This window comes from Coleofasciculus chthonoplastes PCC 7420 (assembly GCF_000155555.1).
GTDB lineage: Bacteria > Cyanobacteriota > Cyanobacteriia > Cyanobacteriales > Coleofasciculaceae > Coleofasciculus > Coleofasciculus chthonoplastes_A.
This window is the reverse complement of sequence record NZ_DS989866.1, coordinates 1-14,955: the sequence shown is the minus strand read 5'-3', so window position 1 is coordinate 14,955 and position 14,955 is coordinate 1. Positions and strand designations below refer to the sequence as shown.

At 46.9% G+C, this 14,955-nt stretch carries 10 protein-coding genes and 1 CRISPR repeat array; of the genes, 5 read left to right on the top strand and 5 right to left on the bottom strand.

Annotated elements, in window-relative coordinates:
* Window positions 1-91: 91 nt before the first annotated feature.
* The 3 genes from MC7420_RS27685 to pdxA form a co-directional block, all read right to left on the bottom strand.
* Window positions 92-826, bottom strand: a complete 735-nt coding sequence (locus MC7420_RS27685; RefSeq protein WP_006104787.1) for a hypothetical protein — start codon at window positions 824-826, stop codon at window positions 92-94.
* Between the two features lie 223 nt (window positions 827-1,049).
* On the bottom strand, window positions 1,050-4,211 hold the full coding sequence (locus MC7420_RS35770; RefSeq protein ID WP_006104713.1) for a TRAFs-binding domain-containing protein: 3,162 nt from the start codon (window positions 4,209-4,211) through the stop codon (window positions 1,050-1,052).
* A 497-nt stretch (window positions 4,212-4,708) separates the two neighbouring features.
* Window positions 4,709-5,797, bottom strand: coding sequence for a 4-hydroxythreonine-4-phosphate dehydrogenase PdxA (pdxA, locus tag MC7420_RS27675; protein WP_006104702.1), 1,089 nt, complete (start codon window positions 5,795-5,797; stop codon window positions 4,709-4,711).
* 73 nt (window positions 5,798-5,870) lie between these two features.
* Between pdxA and petM the strand changes: the two genes are divergently transcribed.
* From petM to MC7420_RS27660, 3 genes are all read left to right on the top strand, one after another.
* A complete protein-coding gene (gene petM / locus MC7420_RS27670; RefSeq protein ID WP_044210140.1) occupies window positions 5,871-5,975 on the top strand; it encodes a cytochrome b6-f complex subunit PetM in 105 nt (34 codons plus the stop codon).
* Window positions 5,976-6,140: 165 nt separating this feature from the next.
* The gene (locus MC7420_RS27665; RefSeq protein ID WP_006104749.1) at window positions 6,141-7,118 is read left to right on the top strand and encodes an SDR family oxidoreductase; all 978 of its coding nucleotides are present in this window, start codon (window positions 6,141-6,143) and stop codon (window positions 7,116-7,118) included.
* A 208-nt stretch (window positions 7,119-7,326) separates the two neighbouring features.
* The gene (locus MC7420_RS27660) at window positions 7,327-8,244 is read left to right on the top strand and encodes an NAD(+) kinase (protein ID WP_006104751.1); all 918 of its coding nucleotides are present in this window, start codon (window positions 7,327-7,329) and stop codon (window positions 8,242-8,244) included.
* 265 nt (window positions 8,245-8,509) lie between these two features.
* Window positions 8,510-9,403: direct repeats of the CRISPR family, unit length 37 nt; unit sequence GTCGAAATCCTCTATAATCCCTATCAGGGATTGAAAC.
* A gap of 510 nt (window positions 9,404-9,913) precedes the next feature.
* On the opposite strand, the gene MC7420_RS27655 is transcribed toward MC7420_RS27660, so the two are convergent.
* Together MC7420_RS27655 and MC7420_RS27650 are read right to left on the bottom strand one after the other, a co-directional pair.
* Window positions 9,914-11,008: an Rpn family recombination-promoting nuclease/putative transposase gene (locus tag MC7420_RS27655; protein WP_006104685.1), complete on the bottom strand. Its 1,095-nt coding sequence runs from the start codon at window positions 11,006-11,008 to the stop codon at window positions 9,914-9,916.
* A gap of 181 nt (window positions 11,009-11,189) precedes the next feature.
* On the bottom strand, window positions 11,190-12,065 hold the full coding sequence (locus MC7420_RS27650; RefSeq protein WP_006104773.1) for a WYL domain-containing protein: 876 nt from the start codon (window positions 12,063-12,065) through the stop codon (window positions 11,190-11,192).
* Window positions 12,066-12,165: 100 nt separating this feature from the next.
* Here MC7420_RS27650 and cas3 point away from each other — a divergent pair, with 100 nt between their 5' ends.
* Window positions 12,166-14,334, top strand: coding sequence for a type I-D CRISPR-associated helicase Cas3' (gene cas3, locus MC7420_RS27645; protein WP_006104706.1), 2,169 nt, complete (start codon window positions 12,166-12,168; stop codon window positions 14,332-14,334).
* A 91-nt stretch (window positions 14,335-14,425) separates the two neighbouring features.
* Window positions 14,426-14,878: a type VII toxin-antitoxin system MntA family adenylyltransferase antitoxin gene (mntA, locus tag MC7420_RS27640; RefSeq protein ID WP_006104672.1), complete on the top strand. Its 453-nt coding sequence runs from the start codon at window positions 14,426-14,428 to the stop codon at window positions 14,876-14,878.
* The last annotated feature ends 77 nt before the right edge of the window (window positions 14,879-14,955 follow it).

Sequence of the window (14,955 nt, the reverse complement as noted above, 5' to 3'; positions counted from 1 at the left end):
TTATTTTAAAACCTCCGATTTCACCGAATCAATGTCAACGCTTCTTCCCACCTTATTTGGAGGCAATTTATCCGGGCAACGCATCCGCAGGTCACGAAAGCATCTGCCCAATTAGATGAGCCAGTGCTGCTGCATCTTTACTCACATCAATAGCGTGCAAAAGTCCCGATGCCACTAAATCTGTGGCTCGTTCATCGGTTACCTCTCCCTGCAACGCGGCTGCCAATTTATCAGCCGTTCGTCCACTCCCGGCTAAGACAATCGCAGGTCGCTGGGCTTTCACACTTTGCGCCACATCCTGCCAGGTAATCTCACCACCATTCACCACAATCGTAACCGAAGGTAACCCCTTAGCTAAATGACTACCAATCTCAGATAACCAGGGGGATTCATCTCCCCAATTGCAGCCTGGAACTAAGACAAAGTGGGTGTGATTTGGCTCTAGCATCGCCGCATCAGCATTCATGCTTTTAACACCAGGAAGTATAACCGTACCAATCGCGGCGACACCAAGTAATGGGAATGTCCCACGAATCCTTGTCCGCGCTTGACCAATAAATTGCATAATCCCCGCATCCGTCCCCCCATCGACAACTACCACTCCCAGTTGTTCAGCCAGAGGCGCAATCACTTCGAGAAAAATGCGTCGCAAATCATTTTTGTCAGACTCACTAATCTTACTCGCTCCACCCACTAACGCCAGGGTAGGACGGGGTTGGTCAAGACCAAGCTGGTGCAACGCCGCCGCCAACGCCGTGGGACTGTGGACTTGAACAACATGGGCGGAGAGGTTATTGTTAAAGGTTAAAGTACAGGAGTTTTTCATTGAATTGACTCTAGAGAGAGAATATTTTAACCATCAGTTTAACCATGTCATCGAGGACAATGATCTTAAGATTAAGCCACGTCAATCCTTAAGAGCAACAAGGATAGGTTACTCCAGTGCACGGCTTAACCTGAGCTTCACGGCTTTTTCCTCTATTTAGTATTCCCAGTTGTTTGGTAAACCAGCCTGTAGAGACGTTGCATGCAACGTCTCTACATTGCCTTTAACTGGCTAATACCTTCGTCCTCGTGTTCCAGTAGTCAAATTTGGTGGTATCAATATGCTCAACCACGCCTCCTAAGTGGCGTACCTGGTGAACCATGTCACCTGTACCTCCGGGCGCGTCACCGCCTTTACCGTTCCACAGAACAATCAGTCGCACGCGATCAATGCCATACATGAGGGTAGAATACAACGCCCAGCGATTATTGCGCTCGAAGGCATTATCCCCTATCGGCACGTCTCCCAATCGTTCCGGTTGCAGACTAAATGACACATTAGGGTGATTCTGAATTGTATAGAAACGGGATACCCAGTTATCCCCAGCAAAACTAACAGATTCGAGAATAAACTGAGCTGGGGCAAAGGGCAGAAATACCTCCACCTTCATGTTCCGCTTTAAGCAGGCTTCGATAAACAAAATATCACCGCCACAAGCCGCACCGGGAGCAATTGCCAAGCAATTGGTACTGGGATTTAACTTATCCAGAGTCTCCTCAATTTTTTGCCGCGCCTCATTTTCCATGGCAGCGGGAAAACGCGGTTGCTCCCGTGTCGGACTATCAATCATGTGACCGGAAAAGAGGATCACTTGTGTGGGTTCTGGTTCGCTCTCATCCGCCGTTATTGCCGTTTGATTGTTCAGTCGGTCGAGTTCCCCTTGGATCACCACTTGTCCTGCTTGTACATACTCCGGGCGGAAAGCAAGCGCCGCCAAAAGTTCCAGTTGATCCAGGGTGGCTTCTAGGGCAAATTTATTGTTCCAGAGTAGCGTTAACGCCTTTTTATACGCTCGCGTGACTTGTTTAGGAACGTCGGCTGCCAATACCGCTAAATCTCCTAAGGAAACATACGCCCAGGCATCATTTTCATTGGTCTTCACTGCACTTTCCAGGCAGAATTGAACCGCTCCTTTGAGATTGGGTAACTGTTGCCGCAGGGCTTCTCCTTCGGCATCGCTATCGAGATCACAATGCTGGACTAAATGATCGAGAAGGACTAATAAGGTTAGGGCATTAATCCCAGCATAATAGTGATTGTGATCCAGCCGATAGGCTTTGAGATAGGTATCAACGGCTTTTTTGAGTAAGTGCGCGGCATCATAGGCAGCACTTAACCGCTCCGGCTCATCGGTGATGTCTTTCCATTCATTGCGCCACATTTCTTTGTAAATGCGAGCTAAGTAACAGAGCGCATCTATATTTTTGGGTTCATCTTGGAGCAATGACTCTAATTTGACAATCCCTTCATCAAATTGCTTTAAGCGGCTGAGATGAAATGCTTCTTCTTTGCGAAACTCAGAATTTTTGGAATTGATTTTCAAGCCTTGGCGATATTCTTTGAGCGCTAGGGCATGATTTCCCAGATTTTTTAGGGCTTTCCCCGCTTCAGCTAGGGCTTCTTCTTTAATTAGGGGATTACTCACCTCTTCGGTTAATAATAAGACATCCCCAATCCGCTTTTGTCGCTGGGCAAGCACCACACGCTCTTGCCATTCTTTGTATTCCTGCCAGTATCCGGTTGCCAGGGGTGTTTGCAATGACTTGCGATCGGGTTCATCCAGTCCGGTTAAAATACTGAAAATTGGGCTATGAATGCGGTTTTTGTCCGACTCCCAGGTGGCACGCGCCATTTTCACGATCGCCTGCTTGTCTTTGTGTAAATACTCTGGGTCAGGACAACCGCTATCATCACAGTGATAAGGCAGAGTCCGGACATTGAAAATATCGTAAGGCATGTAAGACCGACCACATTGGATGTGAATCAAGCCGCGCTTACGCAGGGCGTGGCGAATGCCTAACTCGTAAAACACGTTAGCATTATCAATACTTAAATCTGCCAGAACCAGGTCAGCGAGCAATAGCTCCTGAAACATATCAGTCAAAATATCGCCACTAACCATTTCTTCATCGGCACGAAATGACTCAAATCCTGCCTCTTCTAAGGCTGGCTTAATTAAGTTCCGATAAATGCTGTTAAAGTCAATCCAAAGCCCATCCGGTCCTTTTTTTCGTCCAAAGGGCATTACCACAAAGGCATGAGGTAATCCCTTTTTCGGCGGTTCCTGAGCAGGTTCTTCAACTTTTTTAACCACCTCCAATGTGACCGCTTCTTTGGGGGTTTGGGCGGTAACGGCTAGGGTTTCAACGTTGTTTGATTCTTCTTGGTGTTCGACAACGGGTTCTTTGATCGCTTCTGTGAGTAAATCATCACTCGGCTCCAGCAAGGGGGTGGCAATTTGACGCCGTTCGGAAATCGGTTGACTATAGTAATTCCAGAGTGTATTTTCTGTCGCTAGCACGAGCTGAAAAAATTCCTCACCCGTCCGCTCTTTGGCGGTTAAACTTTGCCAGCGATCGCGAATCATGTTGAGGGCTAAAATGAGCTGGTTATTCGCATTCACGCGATCGTCGATGCGTCCTAATTCTAACCACAGGCTAAATACGGTTGCCAAGAAGAGGGTAAACGCCACCCAGACGCCGACACTCACGCCTAAAACGGGTAATAATGCACTCAATCCAGCCACGCTAAACATGGCAATTTGTAAGCGAGTGCGAGTGGTGTTGAGTTGGGCGAGTTCTTGGGTATAGTGTTGCCGTTGCGCTTCTAGGCGATAGTGCAAGTAATCTGAGGGCAGTAAATCCGTAAAACCCGGATCATGATTTTGGTATTCGCCCCTCTCATCCGGGGGAAGATGACCCGTATAGGGTTGCATTACTAAATCACTGCCAATACTATCAAAGACCTGGCGTTGAATCGCTGTAACTCGTTCATTCAACCATTGATGACGATTCTCTTGTCCGGGTAGCAATGTCCGATACAGATAGATCGTTTTGCGAATTTCTTCAGCACCAGCATTGAGAATTTGCCAATACTGTCCTTGTTGCAGGTTGCGACTAATCGCCAAAACGATCACATTGATAATCGGAACTAAAACTAAACCAATGATTAAGATTCGTCCCGGTGGGGCGGCGATGAGTTGCCTATCTGTACTGGCGATAACCACCGCGAGGAATGTGGCGATCGCACTGAGCAAAATTGAGCCACCCCGAAGACTCAAATATTGTCTATAAGTGATTGCAGCTTGGGTTTTAAGCTGGGCATATCGCTGCCATGCTGTTTCTAAAACTAAGGAGCGATCGCCTTTGAGATCCTGTTCTATCATTACTTACTCGGCTTGATCCTACTGCTATCCTGTGACTGTTCGGAAAAAGATAGACTAGCTCCACTACGCTAACATCTAGTTTCTAGGAATTACATCTTGACAGAATAAATAGAATATGATGAGTTTTGATGGTTGGGCAGGGCGGTTTAGCCCCTTTATTCCTTGGCTGCTATTCCCGACACCCGACACCCGACAATTTCTTCTTGTCACAGATAGGGTCAAAGATAGCAGTTTTATCTGGGGGATCAGCCCCCCAGACCCCCCTTGTTCCCCTTATAGATCCCCCTCCCGTCCCCCTTTTTAGATCCCCCTTCCGTCCCCCTTTTTAGATCCCCCTTCCGTCCCCCTTAAAAAGAGGGAGACCAAAGGATGCGGGAGCTTTTTGTTTCATGGGGGAAGGGGAATCGGATTCTCTTGCTCCCCTCTCCCCGGCGTGGGAGAGGGGCTGGGGGAGAGGGGTTGAGCTTAAGTTGACACCAATGATTTAAAACCCGCCCCTACAACAATTGCCTGTGCCGTACCAATTGTGCCGCTAATTGAATCGCCGCTTTCATACTGGTCGAATTAGCAATTCCCTGACCAGCAATATCATAAGCCGTACCGTGATCCGGAGAGGTTCGCACAAATGGTAGACCAATTGTGGTGTTAATCGCTCGGTCAAATGCCATCAGTTTAACTGGAATTAAACCTTGGTCATGGTAAAGCGCCAAATACGCATCGGGGAGATTGGGGATGGCTGGATTACTGTACCAGGCTTGACCCGCTTTTACCCAAAGGGTATCGGGTGGTACAGGTCCATCCAATTTTATCTGGGGACGTTGCTTTCGTTCCTGTTCTAGCCAGGGAATCAACCAGTCTTTTTCCTCACGCCCTAATTGTCCCTGTTCACCACTGTGGGGGTTTAACCCAGAAATGGCAATGCGAGGGGTTTCTACCCCAAACTCCAGCCGTAAGTATTCCACCAGTAAATCCAGTTTTGTTTTCATCAAGTCTGGGGTTAAAGTATGGGGGACTTGATGCAAAGGAATATGGGTTGTGGCTAACAGGGTTCGCAATAGCCACCCGGTATGAGGCGATCGCGCGACGAATAGCATCCCGAATCGCTCGACACCAGCCGCCTGTGCTAACACTTCAGTTTGACCCGGATAGTCATGTCCGGCGGCTTTCCAGAATGACTTGGCAATCGGCGCAGTGACAATTCCCTCAAACTCACCCGCCAAGGTTTGCGCGATCGCACTCTTTAAATAAGCAAAACTGGCGTCCCCACTCGCCGCATTTCCCCGCCCCAGAGTAATCTGATGTGCGGTTGAGGCGTCTAAGGGGATATCTAGTATGGATAGATTATCTGGTTCAGCCAGAGGTGTGGTACTGTCTACGGTGTGCCGCAATTCCTTATACGCCGTCTGTAACAACGAGCGACTACCAATAACCGTTATTTGAGCATCTTGAGTTATCTGCTCATCTGCCAACGCCTTCAGCACCACCTCCGGACCAATTCCAGCCGGATCACCCAAGGTGACAGCCAAGCGAGGACGCCCTTGGGGTGGATGGTGCGGTTGTGTAAACAAATATTTCTCAGTTTTCATTTTGGATTTCAACCCAATCGCGATAATCTTATAACTTAAAGCCTGTTTAGCGATCGCAAGAGGAGACTAAGACATGAACGCTGAAATTTTCAATGCTGCTGTACTATCCTTTACCCTAATTCTCGTGGGTATGGGTTTGGGATTTTTGTTACTCAAAATCCAAGGCGGCGAGGGGTAGATTTGTGTGAGGGGGTGATTGGGTGAGGGGTAGATTTGTGTGAGGGGGTGAGGGGGTGAGGGGGTGAGGGGGGAGCAAATGACCAATGACATAAGACCAATGACATAAGACAAATTCTGATAGAATTATATAGAAATGTTAAGTTTACAGGCAGAACTTTTATAAATGAACTTGTTGGTCGTTGGTGCAACAGGCACTTTAGGAAGACAGGTGGTTCGTCGGGCGCTCGATGAAGGTCATCAGGTGCGCTGTCTGGTGCGTAGCCCTAGGAAAGCCACATTTTTGAAAGAATGGGGAGCCGAACTGGTACAAGGAAACTTGTGTGAACCCGATACATTACCGCCTGCTTTGGAAGGCATAACCGCTATTATTGATGCAGCAACCTCTAGACCAACAGGCTCTCTCACCATTAAACAGGTAGACTGGGATGGCAAGGTGGCGCTGATTCAAGCGGCGGCGGCGGCGGGAGTGGAGCGCTTTGTCTTTTTCTCGATTCTCAATTGTGAGAAGTTTCCCAAGGTGCCGTTGATGGAGATTAAACGGTGTACTGAACTGTTTCTGGCAGAATCAGGATTAAATTACACCATCTTGCAACCTGCTGGGTTTATGCAAGGACTGATTATGCAGTATGCTGTGCCAATCTTGGAAGGGCAAGCGGTTTGGATTACCGGGGAAGCTGCGCCCACCGCTTATATGGATACTCAGGATATTGCTAAATTTGCCGTTCGTGCGCTTGAGGTTCCGGAAACGACAAATAAAACCTTTCCGGTTGTGGGAACACGAGCCTGGAGAGCCGATGAGATTATTAGTCTATGTGAGCGACTCTCCGGTAAGGATGCTAGAATTGCTCGACTCCCGATTAATTTCTTGCGGGCAATGCGCCAGATTACCAGATTTTTTCAGTGGGGTTGGAATATCGCCGATCGCTTGGCATTCACGGAGGTGTTAGCGACGGGGAAACCGATGACGGCTTCTATGGATGAGGTTTATCCGGTTTTTGGTCTTGATCCCAACGATACAACTACTTTGGAAGCTTATCTGCAAGAGTATTTTAGCCGAATTACCAAGAAGCTGAGGGAAATTGATTATGAGAAAAGCAAGGCGAAAAAGAAGAAGAGGAAGACACCGATGAAAAAACCTTAAGCCTAGAACATAGGTTGAAGTGTTAAGCTAAAATCCCCTCTCCCTCCGAGGGAGAGGGGAGTAAGAGGGCATAGTCTTTGAGTGACACAGATTGTCGCTTTTTGGTGTAAGCTTTCTCGTCAAGGGGATCAATGATAGGTTGAAGTTGAGCAAATCAGGGTTATTGGGTAGAACAACTATTAATAATGTATGACGCGGACTGATAAGTGTGGGCAAAGCAGGGATTATTTATAACGACTACAAACCTGTAGCTTGTCGGGTTGCTGAAGAGTTACAAGAGCAACTCATGGCAGCGGGTTGGGAAGTGTATATGGCAACGGGTGTGGGCGGACTTTTAGGCTATTCCCGCCCTGAGTCTCCAGTCTGTCATACACCGATAGATAAGCTAGCAGCGCCGGGATTTGATGAAAAAATGGCGTTTGCGATCGTTCTGGGGGGAGATGGTACGGTGATGGCGGCGTTTCGCCAAGTGGCGCCCTTCGGAATTCCTCTGCTGGCAATTAATACCGGACACATGGGATTTCTGACTGAAATCTATCTGAATCAACTTCCCCAGGCGATAGAACAGGTGATGACGGGGGAGTATGAGATAGAAGAACGCGCGATGCTGTTGGTGCAGGTGGTGCGGGATCAGTGTATCTGGTGGGAAGCCTTGTGTTTGAATGAGATGGTTTTGCACCGGGAACCGTTGACCTGTATGTGCCATTTTGAGGTGAAAATTGGACGGCATTCGTCGGTGGATATTGCGGCTGATGGGGTGATTATCTCCACACCGACGGGTTCGACGGCGTATTCCCTGAGTGCGGGGGGAACGGTGGTAACGCCTGGGGTGCCAGTGTTGCAGTTGATGCCGATATGTCCTCATTCTTTGGCGTCGCGGGCGTTAGTGTTTGCGGATACGGAAAAAGTGCAGGTGTTTCCGGCGATGCCGACTCAGTTGGTGATGGTGGTGGATGGAAATGCGGGCTGTTATGTGTTACCTGAGGATCAGGTTCATGTGGCGCGATCGCCTTATTCGGCTAAATTTATTCGCCTGCAACCGCCTGAGTTTTTCCGGGTGTTGCGTGAGAAGTTGGGCTGGGGATTACCTCACATTGCGAAACCGACATCGGTGGAGTTACCTTAAGTCTTTGATTGTCTGATGCGACAACCAGTAGGTGTTTTTTTCGGGGAGTCAAAATTTGAGGCTGTAATCCTTATTGGGTGAGGGATACAGGCTTTTTTGCGGCTGAGGAGGTTGTCGCAATGGCTGAAATGCCTATTCAGAAAGGGTTTGAGACTTTTTTGTTGGCGGGAATTGTCAAAAGTGAGGGCTGAAATGCTATAGTTAGAGGAGGTTGTCGCAATCGAACCTTGAAAACTAAATACAGCAAGCGTTTCAGAGGTCGGCGGTCGAAATCCTCTATAATCCCTATCAGGGATTGAAACCTCATCCTTCAAGGGACGGCGCTGTTTATCCTTGTCGAAATCCTCTATAATCCCTATCAGGGATTGAAACTAACAACTCATCGCCCATTTTGCCGCTTGGGTCAAGTCGAAATCCTCTATAATCCCTATCAGGGATTGAAACGCAGTTCCTTTAGGCACCACTCGCTTTTAAGAGAGTCGAAATCCTCTATAATCCCTATCAGGGATTGAAACCGACACCCTGTCCAGAACAGAAACTTCACGAACGTCGAAATCCTCTATAATCCCTATCAGGGATTGAAACTGGCGTGTTCAACGGAGTAATCACCGGCGCGGCTAAAGTCGAAATCCTCTATAATCCCTATCAGGGATTGAAACTGGATATTTTGCAGTAAGTACGGGGAGTAAATGTTTAGTCGAAATCCTCTATAATCCCTATCAGGGATTGAAACAGAAAATTTCTTAAGATTCAAAGACCGAGTAATCGTCGAAATCCTCTATAATCCCTATCAGGGATTGAAACATATTAGACGGCGCGATCGCTAGCCCTATAACAGGTCGAAATCCTCTATAATCCCTATCAGGGATTGAAACGTGAATATTTGGGCGAATGGTGCGTATCTTTCCAGTCGAAATCCTCTATAATCCCTATCAGGGATTGAAACGATTATTTCTACTCCGCGCCAATCATCAAAAACTGTCGAAATCCTCTATAATCCCTATCAGGGATTGAAACTTTCAGATTTATTGATTTCAGCAATCCATGATGCGTCGAAATCCTCTATAATCCCTATCAGGGATTGAAACTTGAATACATTATCGGGACTACGGAAGTTGAAACGTCGAAATCCTCTATAATCCCTATCAGGGATTGAAACGCTAGTCATCTTTATCTGTAACTCCTATCAGCGATAACCAAAACCGAATAAGCTGTCATGCATTTATAGCAATAGACATATCGATTAGGACGTTCGGCACCATTGTAGAGACGTTGCATGCAACGTCTCTACATAAATGATGTGTCCTAACAGCCATGGCGGTTGCTATAAATTGGGTATTAAGCTGTCACGCATTTAAATTGGGAATGGGTAGCGAGCAAGATGCAAAGCCTGCGGCATGGCTTCGCTTAACGCACTACAAGGATTTCGCAATTCTTGACATTATGGTTTAAATGCCGAACAGCTTAGTAGCGAGCAAGATGCAAAGCCTGCGGCATGGCTTCGCTTAACGCACTACAAGGCTTTCGCCGTTATTGATATTAAGGTTTAAATGCCGAACAGCTTATTGACTGGCTAAGACGGTGTATTTTGATGGCGGAAACTGATTCAGGCGAAGCGATTCGGGCATTTCGACGCGGGATTTAGCGAGTCAGGTGGGCAATGCCCACCCTACTGTTCAATCGCCTGTTGTAACATAGCTTTGTTGAGTACAGCAGATGGAGTATCAAGGGATTCGAGGTTCCTTGCTAACAATTGCTCGACGGTAGCCGCCAATAAGTCAGAGAGAAGATGACGCCAAGCCTGAAGCTGGGCTGAATGTCCGTCTTGCTTGCACCATTGTGCGATCGCATAAGATAGATTTTCTATTTTATCAGGTAACGGTTTGATTAAGTCAGCCAAGTCAGCCAAGTCTTGAGCCGAGAAAAGTTCTCGTTGATGAGTTAAGAGTTCAATAAAAGCCGCAACATTCTGTTGAGAGAATGACTGTGCTGCGGCTTTGACAACTTCGAGAGGTAAATCTAACCCTTCAGCAATCATCTCCACGTTTAAACCCAACTGCATCATCCGAGGGATGGTTTCTAACTTAGCTTTGAGTTGACCTTCATCTAACCCTTCTTGTTTGGCTTCTTGATAAACTTTGGTTTGTTTGAGTTCACTTAACCCGAACATGGCTTCTATCTCCTCTCGGCTTTTTTGCGGTAATTTGTAAACAATGATTGTCTCAATTAAATTAATTAGGTTCCGTTGTGTCGTCTGATCCGTTATCTGAGCTTGGGCTTGTTCGATTAGGGTCCTTGCTCGTTCAGGGGCTGTCTGTTGATTTTCAATCACTAGCTTAACAATATTAACCCCCAAGGAATCCGATGCATCGTCTCCTAACTCATCCAAGTAAATCCGTTGCACTCTGGTAAACAGTTCCCGAAATTGTAACGGTTGTTCTCGTTCAATCCGGCGAGTCGGATAAATGACGACAACCCGCCAAGGACAAGCGGGTTTATCTTGTCTCAAGTAGAGAAAGAGTTCAGCAAATATACGATAGTATAAATCCTCATCGGGTTGAAACTGAACTTCGACGACATAGAAGGGGTTTTGGGAGTTTTCCGTCTTGGGGAAAAATAAACCATCCAGTCGAAATGCTAGTTGTTTGATTTCACGGGAGGTGAATTGATAAGTTGTTGCTTGTTCTGTTGACTGGTTAATCAGTTCAAAGAAGATACTGGGAAATTGTTTAAACAGGCTATAAAACAGGGTATCAGTTTTCACGTTCTCCTTTGGTAACTATTACACCGTGGACAACGGCTACTATGCCACCCTCTCTGGTGCAAAATTCCTATCAGGATTGTCTTGACTAATTTTAAAAAATATGCATAGACCGAGGAAGAACAGCGCGATCGCACTTCTTTTCGGGTAGCGAGTTCTACTTCTCGCCTTTAATTGTGTCTACCTACTGATCAGGGATTGAAACAGTCAAATTGTACTGATTACAAGTCGCGATTAACTCATCAATATAACGCGATCGCACGGAGTCAGGGACGATGATTTGACAGTCTTTGCCATATTGCTTCACCTCCCGCAGAAACCAAAACGTACTCGATACGCTTCTCACCACCCGCCGTACTCGTGGCTGATCCGGTAGCCAGTCGTTTTCCTGATCCTCGCGTCTGGCTTGATAGGCAAATGCTAATCCTTTAAATAGATGCATTTCCACCTCAATCTGATCCAAATTGTGTCGCCATTGTCCCTTAATCGGCGTTATCGCGGCGTCTTGAATCCGATCTAATCGCAAACACCAGTTATGCTGTAACTCCGGAATATCCAGGTTCCCTTCGGTTTCTTCACACCAGCAATCGAGGTACTGACGTTTTTCGTGGAGATTGATTCTCCCATAACGAATCGTAAACTGCCATAAACGCCCTGGGGCATCTTGATAGGATAACTCAAAAGGATGCTGGCGGCGCAGATAGCGGTCAATCTCTATCCGCCAAGGTGGGGGTAAATTGTCCACAAACCCTTCAATTTTGCGGCGTAGGGGAATCGAGAGTTCGCTGCGTTCGAGTAATAATTCTGCCACAATCCGCGCTTGTTCCATCTCTCCAATATCAGTTAAGGCGCCAATTGTCCGATCTAACGCCTGGATACGACTATCGGTCCAATCCTGATTCGGTAATACCAATAACTGACGACGGGCGATCGCTTCTACGAGTTTGGAGATATTGGCACGTTCTCCCCATAAGATACCTAATTCTAGCGCGATCGCTTCTAGTTCGGTTTTGTCTCGTGTGGATAGGGATAGGGTGATTGACTGACCTTTGCGACTCATCGAATTTATACGGACACTTTATCCGGATAATGTGGCTCATTTTCTATTTTGAGTGTCATCATGGGAAATAACAAGACGTTACGGACACTGTTTCACGGATATGTCCGAGTATCAAATTACGCTCAAACCCATCTATTCTTGTCCGGCTGATCAAGTACCCGAAGGGTTCACCTTACCCCAAGGCTGGTCATCCCTGTCTGGACATCAAGTGGAAACCTTAGCCGCCATCAGAAATCCAGACATTGATGTTATTTTTAACACCGCCATGACTGGAGATGGCAAAAGTTTAGCCGCTTATTTAGAGGTTCTGCAAGGGAATAGTTGTGCCATGGGACTCTATCCTACCAATGAACTTGCCCGTGATCAAGAACTCCAGATTCGCGGCTATATTGATACCTTTCAGCCTGCCAATGACCCCCGTGTTGTGCGACTGTCTGGGGCAGACTTAGAACAGTATGCCGAAAATGAAGGATTAAGAAAAAGCGCCGCGATCGCCTCTCGTAGCAGTCAGGCGGAGGTGTTACTCACCAATCCCGATATTTTCCATTATTTACATCGCGGGGCGTATTTAGTTAAGGGGGATAGTCCGGATCGGTTATGGGGGCGAATTGATAAGGATTTTGACTTATTTATCTTTGATGAATTCCACGTCTTTAATCCGCCCCAAGTTGCCAGCATTATTAATACCCTGTTGCTGATTCGCTGTACCAATCGCCGCAAAAAATTCCTATTTCTATCGGCGACACCGGAACCGCCGTTAATTGAGCGATTGCAAACCGCTGGATTTCGGGTCAAACTAATTAACAATACCTATAAGTTCCCCGATACCGTAGCCGCCTGTCAACAATTAGAACAGCAGCAGTGGCGGCAAGTTTCTCGGTCAATTACGCTCAAGTTTATCCCCCTCGACCCCTCATTTAATGCCTCGGAAGCCTGGATAGTCAACCATTTAGCCTTAATTTTGGCTCAGTTTCAGCAGCATCCAGGGAGTAAAGGGGCAATAATTCTCAACTCCATTGCTGCCGTGAAGCGACTGGTGCCCTTTTTGCGGGAGAAGTTGCAGCCTGTGGGGTTAACAGTGGGAGAAAATACCGGGTTATCGGGAAGCGGAGAAAAAGCGCGATCGCTGGCGGCGGATTTAGTGGTTGGTACGAGTACAATTGATGTGGGCGTAGATTTTAAGATTAACTTTTTAATCTTTGAGTCGGCTGATGCGGGGAACTTTATTCAACGGTTGGGGCGGTTGGGGCGCCATCAGGGGTATGAACAAAAGGGTAAATTTGTCAAGTTTAAAACCTTTACCGCTTATGCCTTAGTTCCCAACTTTTTAGTCGAACGCTTGTTTACAGCAGAACAGCCCCCATTACACCCCACTGGAGACTATAATCGCTCATTTTTACATCAGACTATTACCGCAAACTATCGCCAGATTAACGACTTTCGCGGCTATTATTCCCGCTGGGGGGCAGTACAGTCCTGTTTCTTAGCCTATCAGTTACGCGATCGCACAATTCAGTCTCAGTATGCCCAGAGTCGGGAAACGTTTTGTCAACTCAGCGAGGCTGTATTTAATACCCAATTGAAGCGAGTGGCGGGGCGGATTCGGGGATGGGCGCAAGACTGGCAAGAATTATCGGGAAAGAAAGGCAATCCCATTGCTGAAGATGCGGCAAGTTTTCGCGGTGTGAGTTCCTTACAATGTGGACTCTATGACATCACCGAAGACAATCCCGTTGACCGATTTAAAACCTACAACTTACCCGGAATTCTGAGTAACCTAGAGATTGAATGGTGGACGAAAGCCGGATTTATACGGACACTTCAGCAGACCGCCACAGACACCAGACAACCCATTGCCAAAGGGAGGTTTGAATACTGTCTGGGATTTATGAAATTGCACGCCTATCGGGAAGAACGATTAAACTGGCGGTTTACCTATCCAGGAGACTTACAACCGATTGCAGAGGCGTTCAAGGTGCAGGTACTCACCGGGATTCAAATTTGGCAACCCGATAACCCTTGGGTGGGTGCAATTAACCAACGGTTACAGAAGCAGGGATTAGTCAGTTATGTCTTGTCGCGTTCCGTCATAGAAGTAAGGCGGCGATTACGCTTACCGATGCACTTTCAGATCTATCCGATCAGCGACCAATACAGTATACACGAAGCAACAGCCCCTTATGCGATCGCCCTTGGACAATCTGCATTATTACTCGATACCCTAGCCCATCGATTTCAGAATCAGGGAGGAGAAATATGGATTACTTAATTCGTTCGTAGTCGGCACTTTAGTGCCATCAGCGCTAAAGCGCTAACTACAAACTCTGTGTGTGATTAATTAAACTTCATTTAATCTCAAAATGCAGCTAAATCAACCCACAATACAACAACTCAAGGAACTATCCACCCAACTTCCCGAAAAAATTCCCTACTTAAAAATGCTCATTCTATTTGGTTCAAGGGCGACAGGAGAAACCCATAATGATAGTGATTGGGACTTTGCCACCCTCTATGATCCCAATCTCCGCCAGTCTCATATTGCCGACAATGCCTTTAAGGGGTTTGAAGTTCCATTAATTCTGGGTCAAACTTTTGGCATCAATAGCGATATCATTGATGTCGTCGAACTGAACACCTGTCCGTGGCTGCTGGCTCATTTTATCGCCCGTGACGGCATCCTCATTTCTGAAAAAGACGCGGGAGGATTCGAGTATTTTCGTTTGACATCCTTGAGGACTGAATCAGAATTAAAACAGTTTCGCCAAGACCAGCGTCAGCTTATTGATATGGAATTACAAAAGTGGGGTGTATGACTAATTTAGATACTGAAGTGATTTTAGTGAGACTTCGGTTAATTGCTAAATATCGAAATGCTTTAGAAGAGTTTCGG

Coding starts and splice junctions, on each gene's coding strand:
- mntA (WP_006104672.1), top strand. CDS start 14,426: ATGCAGCTAAATCAACCCACAATACAACAACTCAAGGAACTATCCACC.
- MC7420_RS27650 (WP_006104773.1), bottom strand. CDS start 12,065: ATGAGTCGCAAAGGTCAGTCAATCACCCTATCCCTATCCACACGAGAC.
- pdxA (WP_006104702.1), bottom strand. CDS start 5,797: ATGAAAACTGAGAAATATTTGTTTACACAACCGCACCATCCACCCCAA.
- MC7420_RS35770 (WP_006104713.1), bottom strand. CDS start 4,211: ATGATAGAACAGGATCTCAAAGGCGATCGCTCCTTAGTTTTAGAAACA.
- petM (WP_044210140.1), top strand. CDS start 5,871: ATGAACGCTGAAATTTTCAATGCTGCTGTACTATCCTTTACCCTAATT.
- MC7420_RS27665 (WP_006104749.1), top strand. CDS start 6,141: ATGAACTTGTTGGTCGTTGGTGCAACAGGCACTTTAGGAAGACAGGTG.
- MC7420_RS27685 (WP_006104787.1), bottom strand. CDS start 826: ATGAAAAACTCCTGTACTTTAACCTTTAACAATAACCTCTCCGCCCAT.
- cas3 (WP_006104706.1), top strand. CDS start 12,166: ATGTCCGAGTATCAAATTACGCTCAAACCCATCTATTCTTGTCCGGCT.